The organism is Spirochaetales bacterium (assembly GCA_016930085.1).
Lineage (GTDB): Bacteria > Spirochaetota > Spirochaetia > SZUA-6 > JAFGRV01 > JAFGHO01.
This window is the reverse complement of sequence record JAFGHO010000124.1, coordinates 24,877-38,168: the sequence shown is the minus strand read 5'-3', so window position 1 is coordinate 38,168 and position 13,292 is coordinate 24,877. Positions and strand designations below refer to the sequence as shown.

The 13,292-nt window shown below is 51.1% G+C and carries 8 protein-coding genes; 2 read left to right on the top strand and 6 right to left on the bottom strand.

The window, feature by feature from the left end; all coding sequences use genetic code 11:
• Positions 1-152 precede the first annotated feature (152 nt).
• Both JW881_20710 and JW881_20705 read left to right on the top strand, forming a co-directional pair.
• Positions 153-1,139, top strand: coding sequence for a C-terminal binding protein (locus JW881_20710; GenBank protein ID MBN1699943.1), 987 nt, complete (start codon positions 153-155; stop codon positions 1,137-1,139).
• A gap of 173 nt (positions 1,140-1,312) precedes the next feature.
• Positions 1,313-2,188 carry an RNA polymerase sigma factor RpoD/SigA gene (locus JW881_20705; GenBank protein MBN1699942.1) on the top strand — a complete coding sequence of 292 codons (876 nt, stop codon included), beginning with the start codon at positions 1,313-1,315 and terminating at the stop codon, positions 2,186-2,188.
• Positions 2,189-2,228: 40 nt separating this feature from the next.
• On the opposite strand, the gene JW881_20700 is transcribed toward JW881_20705, so the two are convergent.
• The 6 genes from JW881_20700 to JW881_20675 form a co-directional block, all read right to left on the bottom strand.
• Complete coding sequence (locus JW881_20700; GenBank protein MBN1699941.1) at positions 2,229-3,599, bottom strand: hypothetical protein; 1,371 nt, start codon at positions 3,597-3,599, stop codon at positions 2,229-2,231.
• A gap of 22 nt (positions 3,600-3,621) precedes the next feature.
• Entirely contained in the window at positions 3,622-5,772 is a 2,151-nt protein-coding gene (locus JW881_20695) for a peptidase S8 (protein MBN1699940.1), read from the bottom strand.
• 7 nt (positions 5,773-5,779) lie between these two features.
• Entirely contained in the window at positions 5,780-7,648 is a 1,869-nt protein-coding gene (locus JW881_20690; protein MBN1699939.1) for a carboxypeptidase regulatory-like domain-containing protein, read from the bottom strand.
• A 141-nt stretch (positions 7,649-7,789) separates the two neighbouring features.
• The gene (locus tag JW881_20685) at positions 7,790-8,626 is read right to left on the bottom strand and encodes a choice-of-anchor D domain-containing protein (protein ID MBN1699938.1); all 837 of its coding nucleotides are present in this window, start codon (positions 8,624-8,626) and stop codon (positions 7,790-7,792) included.
• 322 nt (positions 8,627-8,948) lie between these two features.
• Positions 8,949-10,184, bottom strand: coding sequence for a cellulase family glycosylhydrolase (locus JW881_20680; protein MBN1699937.1), 1,236 nt, complete (start codon positions 10,182-10,184; stop codon positions 8,949-8,951).
• A gap of 179 nt (positions 10,185-10,363) precedes the next feature.
• The gene (locus JW881_20675) at positions 10,364-12,865 is read right to left on the bottom strand and encodes a DUF3160 domain-containing protein (GenBank protein ID MBN1699936.1); all 2,502 of its coding nucleotides are present in this window, start codon (positions 12,863-12,865) and stop codon (positions 10,364-10,366) included.
• Between the last annotated feature and the right edge of the window lie 427 nt (positions 12,866-13,292).

Here is a 13,292-nt window from a genome sequence, read left to right as displayed (position 1 = left end):
GAGGATCACGGTAAAAGCATTAAAAACATCCGTAATACGACAATTGTCGGGTAAACTCGCAATAATGACGCTAACAAGGGCTGAAAAACACGCAGGGCGGCATTTTGAGGAAATAGACGAATAGGTCAATTAATGAGATAATCACGATTAATATGGAAAAACTCATCGTTTCAGTTACCGACAACAGATTCTCTTCATACGGGGAAGAAGAAGCGGTTCTCAAACCGGCGGGCGCCGTTCTGAAAATATACGATTATACTAAAGACGATGAGTTTGCCGGTGAAATTCTTTCATCTCAGGGGCTCCTCGTCAATCTTTGTCCCCTCCGGGAACCCGCGATACGCCGGTTTTCCCAATGCAGGGTTATCTCCCGTTATGGTGTCGGCTATGACAATGTGGACATCGAAGCGGCGGCACGGCGGGGGATCTGGGTCGCGAACGTGCCGGACTACTGCGTGGAGGACACCTCGGATCACACGATCGCCCTTCTCCTTTCAGCTATTCGCCGTATCCCTTACACCGATATGCGGGTAAAATCCGGCGCATGGAACATCCATAAGGAAGTGCGCCTTTTCAGGATAAAGGGAAGAATTTTGGGACTTATCGGTTTCGGCAGGATCGCACGTACCGTTGCACGAAAAATCGGTTTTTTCGGTCTTTCGGAAATTCTCGTATACGACCCCTACGTCGAACCCGGGATTATCAGTAACGGGGGTTGTATTCCCGTTACCCTTGAAGAACTCCTTTCACGGTCGGACTATATATCCATCCATGTCCCGCTTACCGAAGAAACGCGCGGGCTTATCGGTACGGACGAATTCCCGGTAATGAAACAGGGGGCGATTCTCGTCAATACTTCACGTGGCCGTGTGATAGATCAAGACGCGCTGACGGAAGCCCTTCTCTCGGGAAAACTCGGCGGTGCGGGACTGGATGTCTTCCGTGAAGAACCGATACCTCCCGATTCGCCGCTTTTAACACTCGATAACGCGGTCCTTTCCTCACACATGGCCTATTACAGCGAAGAATCCCTCGTCGAATTGAAGCGAAAGGCGGCGGAAAACGTCGCCGCAGTGCTTCGGGGCGGCCGTCCCCTCTATCCGGTAAATGAACCGGATACCGTATTCAGAAAGCGGTAACATCACAGAAAAAACACGAAACATGATGCCGTATAAACCCGGCAAAAACAGTAAAATTCAGCCTGTATTCTGTAACTAATACCGATTCCGAGGATTTTATTAATAAGAAAGGGACAATAACAGTAATGGAAGACCAAAGAGGAATATGAAGCTTAAGGAAACAGGTTATCATTATGAAAAGGAGAAATATGCGTAAAAAAAGCAGAAAGACCTCATCCCGTGATACGATACTCAATATCTATCTCAATGAGATTAATAAAGTGGATCTCATGTCAAAGGAAGAAGAGATGTATCACGCGCAGCGGGCGGTAAAGGGTGATGCGGTTTCCAAGGAAAAGCTTATCAATGCGAATCTGCGGTTCGTCGTTCATGTCGCCAAAAATTATCAGCACATGGGACTCCAACTGGAGGATCTCATCAATGAAGGCAATATCGGACTGATCAAGGCCATCGATAAATATGATGTCAAAAAGGGGTACCGGTTTATCTCCTACGCGGTATGGTGGATCAGGCAGCGGATTCTCAGGGCGCTGCATGAAAAAAGCAGGATGATACGGCTTCCCGTTAATAAAATATGCAACATCGCGCGAATCGAGCGTGTAAAGGAAGAACTCGAAAACAAGGACGGGATCGAAGCTAAAATAGAAGAAATCGCAAAACAGCTGAATCTGGACAAGGAATGCGTGAACGATCTGATTTCGATTTCCCGTGAAATGCTTTCACTCGACTCCCCGGCATTTAACGATGCCGATTCGGAAATTCCGCTTTGTGATTTTATCGAGGACAGCATGACCCAATCGCCGGCGGAAAGCGCCATCGACAGCTCGTTGAAGGACAATATCAGAATAATTCTGGACGATCTCGATCCCCGCGAGGCCGATATCCTGAAGCACCGCTTCGGGATAAACGGGAAAAAGGCCGGATCACTCGAAGAAGTGGGCAACCGTTTCAATATCACAAAGGAACGCGTTCGCCAGATCGTCAAAAGGGCGATCCAGAAGCTGAAAAACGACCCCCGTATCGAACATTTGAGGAATTATCTTTCCTGAGGGAGCCGGAAGCTGTTTTTAAAACCGGACAGCCGGTCCCTTAATCGACGGATTCATTGACCGTCACCGTACAGGTTCCGGGATCGTCATGGAGAAGTTCCGTTTGATATTGATCCGTAAGTGATTTGATATTCATGAAAATCGTCGAAGCGTCGTCAACTCCGATCGCCTTCCAATGGATGACGAGAAGCTCCATATCGGGATCGGGTCCTTTCCCCCCCACATCGAAACCGGCGATTCTTATTTCACCCGGAACCGAAGGATTCGCCGCGGCGAGGAATCCGTCCGCTCCGGCACTCACACCGTTATTTCCCTTATCCGCATCTACCTGCAGGACATCCGGGTCGTAATAGACGTTGATTCCGTATGCGGCTATCTTGTAGTCTTTTGTATCAAGGATTATACCCGTGTCAAACAGGTCTTCCTCGTTCACTATGAGTGTTTCCGGCGCGAACCGGATTTCAACCAGCGGTTTGTTTCCCGTCCTTTGTATCGAGATTGATTTTCCCTGTATCGAGGGTTTGATAAAAACGGCGTCCCCGGTCATGATTCTGTTTACCCTGACCGATATCGCCGTGCTTCCCGAATCTTCCGCATACCACCGCATGGAAAAAAACTCGAGCCTCGACCCGGCCCCGGTCCCGACGGTATTCGTTCCCCTGATAGTGATCGTTCCGTAGTCGTGCGTGATCTCGTCGATGAACCCGTCCCTGCCGAGCATGATCCCGCTTTCTCCTGCCGACTCGTCGATCGTTATTTTCCGGGGATCATAGGTGACGGTGATGTCGTAGTCCGCAAGGATTTTATCTTCCGTGCCGAAATAAAGGGTATTTGAAAAATGTGTTCCTTTTAACACCGCCCCGGCGCCCTCTATCGAAATACTTCCCAATACTTTCAGTATTTTCACCGTATTCGAGAACCCGGAGCGGTATTCGACCGGAAGCCCGTCTGGATTAGTCATCCCCTCGATCGTCAACGACATGTCCGTAATCGCCGTGGCGGTCGCCTTCCATGTCACGGAACACACCTCGAGATAATCGACGGGATCGTAGGCCCCGAGCGCGGACACCTGCACCTGAAGCGCCCCCGGGGTATCGTTCGCACTCACGATAAAATCGCGGCTGAATACACTCTCATATTCCATGACCCCCTGATCATAGCCGATCGTGACGGCCGCTGCATCGACCCCACCCTGCGGCGAAACGAGATAGACGGTCGTACAGAACAGGGCGAACGTGTCATGAAAGATGACTTCATTGTTCGGATAAAAGAAAAATTCCATGGTCGCGAGATCATTGTCTTCGACAATATCACCGTCTCCGGCATGCCTGCATGCCTGGAATACCAGAAGCAGGACCAGTAAGATAATGAAGGGTAATCGTTTCGTCAGGTTGTCATGACCGGTAATCATTTCTTCTTTCGCTCCTTCATGGTTATCCGTCGCTTTCCAGCCATGTGAGGACCCTGTTGAAAAACTCCTCGTGAAAAGAGCTGTTGATCTGGTTCGGATACGGGGTGGTGAATATGAGTCGGTATCCAGAATCCCAGCTCAGGCCCGCCCAGTGGTTTTCATCGGGCTCGTCGCTCGAGTCGAGAATACCGGTCGCCCCATCGAGGATATCGATCTGATCGTCGTCCGCCATGGAGATGAAAAAATCCATACCGTCGAGAAGCCCCCGCCCCAAAAGTTCGTCGTGCGAGAGGGGTGAAGTGAGGTATTCGGCGTGCAGGTAACCGGCTAAAAAATCCGGATCGAATCGCTTCAGGTGCTGCGCGATGTTATTGCCGGAAAGGTAAAGCCTGCCGCCCTTATCGCAATACTCTTCAAGCAGCGTTATCTCGTATTCGGTGAGAATCTCGATCTGTTTTGACGGGTTGTTCTGTGTGTTGCCCGTAAACCAGATCAAAAGGTCATAGGCGTCGATGAGGGATTTCGGCGGCGGTCCGTGATAGGCGGTTTTCCAGAGGGTGAAGGCTTTTCCCATCGAGGTGAGTCGTTCCGCATACAAAGCCTCCGCCGTCAAAAGCGACGCGTCTGCGACCTTTATCGCGTTGACGACCAGCACCATGGGAGTGTCGAACGCAAAGGATGCGGTCTGTTCCCGGCTTTTGGGTGTGATTGAGATAAAGGTTTCTTTGTGAATACCTGCCTGAACCCTTACCCGGTAATCACCCGGGTGTATATGATTGAAAACAATCTGGCCGTTCAAGACGCCTTCGATTCCGCCATAGCTGGTAATCCCCGCCTGTACGATCGTGTTGTCCGCAGTATCTTCCAGGAGGACCTTAATCCCTCCGACCGGTTCGTCCCTGTTCGTAACATTGACGGTGACCGTCCCGTAATTGTTCCGGGCATCGAGGTTAAGGGCATTATAAACACTCACCCTGCCGTAGCCGTATGCCGGACTGAACTCGTCGGGTCCCAGCGGGACCGCACTGTCTTCGATAATCGAACGTAATTCTACCGGGGTGAGTTCCGGCCGGGCCGATAAAAGCAACGCGGCGACTCCCGTAACAAAGGGTGTGGCCATCGACGTTCCGCTTCCGAATACATATTCGGTGTTCGAGGTGTTTTTCAGGGAATAGATGCTTTCCCCCGGCGCCGCAACACTGATATGGTTTCCCCGCGTGGAAAAATAGGCGACCTGATCCCTTCCGTTCGTCGCACCCACGGCAATCACCCCCGGATGCGCGCCCGGGTACTCGATTTTTGCCCTCCCGTCGTTTCCCATGGCCGCGACCAGCACGACGTCCCTGTTCAACGCGTAATTGACCGCGTCGTTGACCGCCATCGAATACAGCATTCCCACGAAACTCATACTGATGACCCGGGCGCCGTGATCGACGGCCCAGACAATGGCTTCGGCGATATGGGCTGTCGTGGTCTGTATATCATTACCGAATATCTTGACCGGCATGAGGGAACAGTCCCATGCGACACCCGCGATTCCCTTTCCGTTATCGCCTTTTGCGCCGATGATGCCCGCGACATGGGAACCGTGGCCGTTGTCGTCGCTGTTCGTCCCTTCCGGGATATCTTCCCCGGTCAACACGTTTCTTCCGGCGATCACCCTTCCTTCGAGCTCCTCATGTTCGCCATTGATTCCCGTATCCAGTACGGCAACGATGATCCCGCCTCCCGGTGACTGGACGGCCTCCCAGGCTTCTTCGCAGCCGGTAATCTGCGGTGAATACTGGCAGGTCGAGTAATAGGGATCGTCGGGAACATATTCACAGAGTGAATACACTGCGTTCTTCTCCGCGTAATTGACAAGTCCGCTCGACATGAGTGCGATTATCACGGTGTCGCACTCATCCCTGTCGAAAAGCCGATACAACAGCATGCGCTGTGACGACCCTTTCGGGGTGACGGTTTTCACGCGGTTGCCCGGGACAAGGACATCGATATCGCCGCAGGCGACTGATTCATCGATAGTGACGATCACCTCCCCCTCGACATACTCCCCGTTCGTTTCTTCTTCGATCAACGTCACGGGCCATGCTGTCCGTTCGCTTTCAATCGAACAGGAAAAAAGAAAGGAGAGTGACCATAATATTGTCAAAAAGGTCCATAATCGCTTCATCTTCTTCTCACTCTTCCGGCTGCACGACCGTAAAATAAAAGGACCCGTTCAGAGACAGATCCGTAAATCCTTTTCCCCCGGGAAAGGAACGGGACAACACATTCGCCCTGGGCGGGGCGTTGTTGTATTCATACAGACTCCTGACATCCCATTCATATTTGTTATTATACTGCAGAGCGGGTAACGTATATTCCAGACCGTCATCGATAAAACTGTAGGCCACAATCGTGGCATCCAGCACATTGGTGACGACAATCCAGTCCGTCCGGCGAGCCCCCTCGATAACAGGTTCGCTTTCCCATGTCAGTGTGGGAGTAATTTCGGTAATGATCGCGTTGTTCGGCGGGCCGGCAAGGGAAATGTGGTATGCCGGCAGAATCCTGACTGAAATGGCGTCCGTCGGGGGCCCCATCCCATACTGGTTGAAATACGCGAGTTTGTAATAAACGGTCATATCCGGCATGAGGGCGGGTGAATAATCGGCAAACTTGTAAAAGAAGGAATCGGTATAGGTTGTCTGGCCGGCAAGCGCGTAAGGCCCTTCCTCCGCTGCTGATTTATATATCACAATGCCATGGTAATACTTCTGAACGGAGAACTCGACGATAATCGAGGTGTCTTCCGGCGCTCGCGTGGCCGGATACGCGGCCCCGCCGATGATTGCCGAAAGCCCCGGCGACCTCGTTATAACCATACTCTTGCCGTAGGTCGTCGCAGTAATATTGTAAAAATCCTCATACGGGGACATTTCCGGGACAACGCCGTTATTCGTTGTAATTGAAAGGGGAATATTGATTTCCGCTCTGTTGTTGTTCGTGTCATAGGCAACCGCCTTTAAAACGACCGGCCCCGCGGGCAGCGTCTGGGTATTCCACCGGTAGTAGAGTGTGTCGGTGGGGCTTTCGGCAACTTCGTAATAACTCATTGAGGTAGTCCCTATTTTTAAATAAATGCTTCGGTGAAACTCGGTCGCGAAGACCGGGCTCGAGCCCTCGATAACGCGGATGTCGACGGGAACGAGCCCGGTATATTCCCCGCCGTGATCGACCCCGCTCACTTCAATGGAGGGGGGGGTGACCGAGCCGATCAGGTAATTGTACTCGCACTGGACGATCTCGACGTCGATATCATCGCCGTCGACATACACCTCCTGAAGCCTGCTTCCGGCCCGTCCTTCTTTCGTGGCCACGATATCATAGACCCCGATAACGATATTTTCGAACCGGAAGAACCCGTCGCTGTCCGTCGTTGTTTCGAGACCCGTCCCCGAAACCTCGACACTGGCACCGCCGACCGGTGCACCCCCGATACTGTCGAGGACGCGCCCGGTGAGGGGGTAAGAAACGGACTCATCTACGTCGATGGTGAAATGTATCGTTTTTTCTGATTCGATCGCCGAACCGTCCGGCGCCGCAAGACCGACGATTTCGGCGGAAATATCGGTCTCACCCTGCGCGGTCGCATCCCAGCCGGCGATCAGTAACCCGATATCCTCACCGCTTTCAAACCATGTTTCATGATTGCCCTGAATGCGCAGCATTCCCGGAGTGACGGTATCGACGGTGATGGAGAGGTTTTCATTGCCCGATTCAACACCATTTTCAATCGGCAGCATCATCGTTTCATCATAGGAAACGATAATATCAAAGGATTTCAGCCGGGAATAATATAGATCCACGGAAAGGCATAGCCTGAAGGGTTTCCCTTCGACAATAAAAGGATCGATGTAATTGGCAAATGCCAGTGAAGCCCGTGGGGTTGTGTCGATGGCGGGGATTTCATCTCCCGGATGGCGGCATGAAAGAACAAGGGTGCATATAACAGCGATAACGATATATATAAAGGAAGTAAAATGATAGAAAAAGCCTTTTTTCATTAAAAAATGACGCCCTTTTTCCTGAAACGTGATAGCTGATTGTATCAGAAAAACCTCATCCTGTCAAGATATGGAGAAATGATGCGGGTATACGTCTTGTTTTCATGCACGCTATTCGATGGTTCGGGAACTCTCCGCGATCTATTCGACCAGGACCATGACATTGAAACCGAAAAGATAATCATACGGGTCTTTACTGTCGATCAGGATGGTACCGGAATGGCTTCCGCTTTCGGAAGACGTGAAGGAGACCTTGAAATTGACGCTATCCGAAACGGCGATCGATTCGATTTCGTAGGGAAGCAACTCAAATCCGTCTCCGGTTATTTCGATCCCGGAAAGGGTGAACTCGGCATCCCCCATATTGGTCATATGGAAAACATATTGCCGGATTTGATCGATCCGTACCGTTCCCAGATCCACGGAGGTGTCTCCGGGTTTTATATTGATATTCTGATAATACACATCGATATCGGGTTCCGCCGGATGTGATTGTACGATGCTTCCCGTTATATAAAATGTAAACGGATTCCGGATACTGTCATTGCTTTTTATCGTAACGGACGCCCTGTACTCTCCGGCGTCATCGCCTTCCGACGTAAAATATATGGTAAATGCCGTTTCCTCTCCCGCTTCAATCGCGAGCGCGGCATTTGTCTGAAGTGAAAAATTTTCTCCTGAAGTATTGACGATAAGCGGCTGCCCTTCGAGGACGAGCCGCGTTTCCCCCAGATTCCGAATGGTAAACTCGATATATTTGCCGTCACCGGCGGCGATGCTTCCGAAATCAAAGCTGTCAAGGCCATTGAGAATCGGGACTTCCCGGTAAAATATGCCGATCCTGGCCGGGACCGGGGGTGTGTCGTCGGCAGGGTCCCTCATGCCTTCGAACATCTCGATAAAGAGATTGCAGCCGGAAAATAATAAAATAAAGGCAACGGTCATTAACACGGTGACGATACGTTTTTGTATATTCATTATGGGTACCCCTTTTTTTCTTTGATCTATATTACTTACGGTTCAGTTTTCCCAATATGGTTATAGTATAACCATAATTGAGCAAAAATTCAAGAAAAATGAGTTGCACAGGAATCGCCGTTACCATTCATTGCGGTTTTACCGCAGACAGCGACGAAACTGAGTTATGTATATATAAAAGAAAAAATAATCCGATGACGACGACATCAGTCTATTAATGCGGGAAAAAACGATTCCTTTTCCCGCGCGGTAATAAAAGGCGAAAAAAAAGAAAGCAGCCCGTTCAGACTGCTTTCCATATTATCTGCAATTATCTGCCGTATCAACAGAACCGGTCGACAAGTCCCACCGCGTATTGCGCGATAAGAAGGGCGTCGACGATCGTGATGTTATTGTCACAGTTGGTATCGGCGTTGTTCACATTGAAGTTCGACGGGTTCAGGCCGACCGAATACTGCGCCACAAGGAGGGCGTCGACGATATTGATGTTACCGTCGCCGTTCACATCCCCCCGGTTTCCCGCCGGCGGGTTGGTGACGGTCGGCGGATTCGTCACGGTCGGCGGCGAGGTGGACGTTCCGCTGAAAATTGAACACTCGCTCGAGGTGGAGCTGAGACCGTTCGAACCGGTAAAAATCGTCCTTCCCCAGTCCGTGGGGCTGCTTCTGTTCCAGCTGTTTACAAGATCGAGGTATTCGACGCCGCCCGAGTTTCCGCACCACGACCACGCTATCCAGCCGACTCCCTGGGACTGCGTATAGGACATGATCGTCGCTTCGTCCGGGTTCCCGTCCGAGTGGTTATGTCCGAACTCTCCGACAATAAGGGGGAGGTTCTTGCTCCTGAATTGATCGATATAGTCCCGTACTTCAGATGCCGTGTCGAAAACCCCGTACATATGAACGGACAGTATCGTGTTCTTTCTCGAATCGGAATCGAATATGGACTGGGCATTGTTTCTCATATTGAACTCCCAGTCCTGTCCCCAGTTGGGGGCGTCGACGACGAGCGTATGGGTAAATCCATTGTTTCTCATGCTCTGGATCGCGCCTTTCGTATCGTTCACCCAGTTGCTCGCGTTGTTGTTTCCGTAGGGTTCGTTTCCTATATTGACAAGGACGTAGGCTTCCTGGCCCTGCAGCGCGCTTTTTACGCCGTTCCAGTAGCTTGCCGCAGCGGAGAGGGTGATCGCGCTTGAGTTTTCGCCATAGCCGGTCGTATCGTGAAGCTCGAGCATCGCGATAAGCTTGTTCGACTTGCAGGTATTGATGATATTGGTGAGATCGCTTGCCGTTGTCCGTGTCCATCCCTCACGGCCGTTCGAGCAGACGACCCTGACGCAGTTCCCGCCGACCGCCTTGATGTCCGCCAGGGCCTGATTCGTCCTGTCCGTATACCAGCAGTGTGCGTGGGCGATACCCCTTATCTTGAAGGTATTCCCGTTTCCGTCCAGAATATTCCTGCCGCTTATTGAAAATCCCTGCGCATCGAGCTGGGCAATTCCCGCGATCAAGAGGATTGCCGCAACCAGATAAAATGTTTTACATGGTTTTTTCATACCTTTCCTCCATTTTTTCGTTTTGCATGTTTTTTTCCATTTTACCACCGGTCTTACCTGCTGTCAAGCTTTTTTTTAAACCGGTTTAGTAAATCGGTTTAAAAAAAGCCGGAAATTTATCGGTTTGAAAAATTTCCGGCCTTTTTACCTTTTGCCGTAAAAATGAAGCGCTTTAACGCCTACTTTGCGATAAATCCGGCGGTCCATGGCGGCCTGGCCGGAGGATCTTCTTCAAGACGCCGCACCCACTCTTCATCATTGAGTCTGTTCCAGTCTTCTTCGATGAACTCATAATGACTCAGGACATAACCCAAAGCGGCTCGGCTTACCGAATCTTCGGGATCGGTATAGATGACGATAATCGGATTGATGTTACCGACACCCTCATGGAGAACACCGCCGGTGATGGAACTCGAGGCGACATCCGCCACAAGCGCGGGATCGTCCTCGGGAAGGTCGGAAGAACTGAAGAAAGAAAGCAGGTCGAGTCCCCACCGTTTTATTCTGTTCTGTTCATCCGCAGACAATGGCGTTCCCGCGATAATTTTCTCCGCATAGCCCGAGAAACTATCCCCCCAGCCCGCAAGAGTCTGAAGGCGCGTTCTGTGTACCTGGAGGTCGATTTCGAAGGCATCCATTACGGAGACGAGGCTCCTGCACATGCGGCTCAACCGCAGATAGAAATCGGGATACGGTTCGACGAGGCCCCTTCCTTCGTTCCAGGGAGAGGGAATCATCGTCTGTTTCGCGTAGAGGATATTGTCATGCCTGAGTTGCGTCCATGAAGCCATCTGGGTATTGAGTTTTTCACGCTGCCAGAGGGATGTCTTCATGCATTCCGGCGCGGCGCCCCCGGGGGTCGCCGAAAGCGACCGCAGTGTATACAGCCAGGCGTTGTAGGTGCTCCTCATCCATTTTTCTTCCGGTATCACGGCAAACTCTTCGATCAGGGTATCTATCGCTTCCTTCAAACCCGGATACGAGATCATTTCACCTTCCATTTCCTCGTAAGCCGCGGGGGAGTTCAAGACCGCGGCGGCGACGTCGAGGCCGCCGGGTAGCGGCCTGTCCGCGACATCCGGGAAACAGGTTCGCTGCATCGCCTCACCGTCGATTACATAGCGTTCGCCCATAAACTGGACATATTTCTTCGGCAGGTCTCCGGGATTGAGAAGCGGCACCGGAATAATTTCCGATTCGGGGTACCGGTCGCTCAAAAGCTCGTCCCTGAGCGCGGCAAGATTTTCATGCCGTTCCAAAAGCATGTATTTCTGCGTCGCGTACTCGTCCCCGAAGCAGTGCCGCATGGCATCGTCGACCATGACCGGGGTAATACTGTCAGCGGCATCGACCAGAAGCGATGTCAGTGTATACAGTTCTTCCCAGAGGGGATGGGCGCCGTTTTTCACATTCATGAGGAGAAATCCCATGATCGCCGCACCCGCGCATTCATACTCGGAATCGCTTACATTTACCGGATCATATACCCTGAAAATACGCCTGCCGAGCCATTTGACGGCCCGGAAGTAGTGTTCGAGTTCGGGGTCTTCCGTGTAATGGCCGCGTGGTTCGTACATCGTGTAATCATCTCCCGGATAATATTCGGTGAGGGTGTGATCGTATATCTTCTGCAGATAGAGATTCGCATCTTCCCGTATCGCTTCCGTCCCGTTTCCGGTGATCGATGTCTCTCCTTTTATAAGCGCCCCGGCAACGGCGAAACAGACCCAGAGCCGCCGCGCGGCTTCGGATAAAAAGGGGCTTTCCTCGAGCCGTCCATATTCCGATGCGATTTCCGTTGTCATAAGGCCGATCAGCTGCTCCATCTTCGGAAGCAGGGCGGTTTTTTCCATTGTCTTCAGAAGGTTGTCATACACCATATGAAATATATGAAGGAGGGCGTCGGTGGTGATCAAGACCGGGACATCGGTATTGAGTCTGAAAAGCGAGAAATAGAGACTCGACAGCCTGTCGTATCCCCTGGAACCGAGGACGACAAAACCATTCGTCAACAACATATCTTCGGCGGCACCGTCAAGCTGTTCGACAGAATTGACCGCTTCCAGATTCACCGGCCGTTGATACGGTGTCGCATTGTCACAGCGAAACCGGAGGGTTTCCACCTCTTCCCCCCAACACATCAGCGTGAAGGAATAATCTCCCGGATCGAGGGCGCCGAGGGAATAGGTATTCGCCGTTGTCGTCATGGCCTGAGTACTCATTCCCGTCCACATCTCGACGTCGCAATCGGCCTTGAAGACGCTTCCGCTTTGAACAGTCTCTCCCCACTCGACGACCCGGTACCCCCCGTGATTGAAGGTGAAGGTGACGGTTACCGATGTTCCTCCCGAACCGGTCACGGCAACGATATCCGTCTGCTCAGCGGCAACCTGATACCGTACCCATTTTTCGGCCGGGAAGCTGTCGATAATCCCGACATAGCGCCGTGCGATCATCAGGGCGTCGACAATATCGATGCTGCCGCTGTCATTCACGTCGGCTGCGGATTCGTAAAACCCCTGAGGCCCCAGACCCACATAGAACTGGGCCACGAGCAGCGCATCGATGATATTAATCGCCGCATCATTGTTCGTATCGCCGACCGCCTGGGCAAAGAGTCCGGACGCAAGACAACAACAGCACAAAAAGACTAAAAAAGTCAATAAGTACGTATTTTTCATATGCTTACTCCTTTTTTTATCCATTTTAAAACAACTTGCCCTCCCCGTAAATAGTAATTATGTCTTTTTTACCATAGAGGAATTCACTGTATATCGTTACGGTAAATTCAATATATTGCCTGTTGATCATGTCATGGTTTTCTCTATGTCCCCGTGGTTACCTGTCACAGCAAAAATGTCAAGATAATATCTTTCTTGATTATCGTTATCGCCGCAGTGTTATAAAAAATGACCTTAAGCCGCGAATTATTCGCCATTTTTCACTGCAGTCATCTTTCGGCTACTGTATCGATGATATCAATGTTTTTGAAACGTTTTAAATGTGTTAAGTTCAGACGGTTTTTATATGCGGTTGTATTCGACGATACGGACATAATTATCCTCTGTAGTGCAGCCGGGATGGTTTTATGGGATATGTGGAGTGGGT

Bases quoted from the DNA above. Each gene is read 5' to 3' on its own strand.
- JW881_20685 (MBN1699938.1), bottom strand. From the start codon at position 8,626: ATGAATATACAAAAACGTATCGTCACCGTGTTAATGACCGTTGCCTTT.
- JW881_20705 (MBN1699942.1), top strand. From the start codon at position 1,313: ATGAAAAGGAGAAATATGCGTAAAAAAAGCAGAAAGACCTCATCCCGT.
- JW881_20690 (MBN1699939.1), bottom strand. From the start codon at position 7,648: ATGAAAAAAGGCTTTTTCTATCATTTTACTTCCTTTATATATATCGTT.
- JW881_20695 (MBN1699940.1), bottom strand. From the start codon at position 5,772: ATGAAGCGATTATGGACCTTTTTGACAATATTATGGTCACTCTCCTTT.
- JW881_20675 (MBN1699936.1), bottom strand. From the start codon at position 12,865: ATGAAAAATACGTACTTATTGACTTTTTTAGTCTTTTTGTGCTGTTGT.
- JW881_20710 (MBN1699943.1), top strand. From the start codon at position 153: ATGGAAAAACTCATCGTTTCAGTTACCGACAACAGATTCTCTTCATAC.
- JW881_20700 (MBN1699941.1), bottom strand. From the start codon at position 3,599: ATGATTACCGGTCATGACAACCTGACGAAACGATTACCCTTCATTATC.
- JW881_20680 (MBN1699937.1), bottom strand. From the start codon at position 10,184: ATGAAAAAACCATGTAAAACATTTTATCTGGTTGCGGCAATCCTCTTG.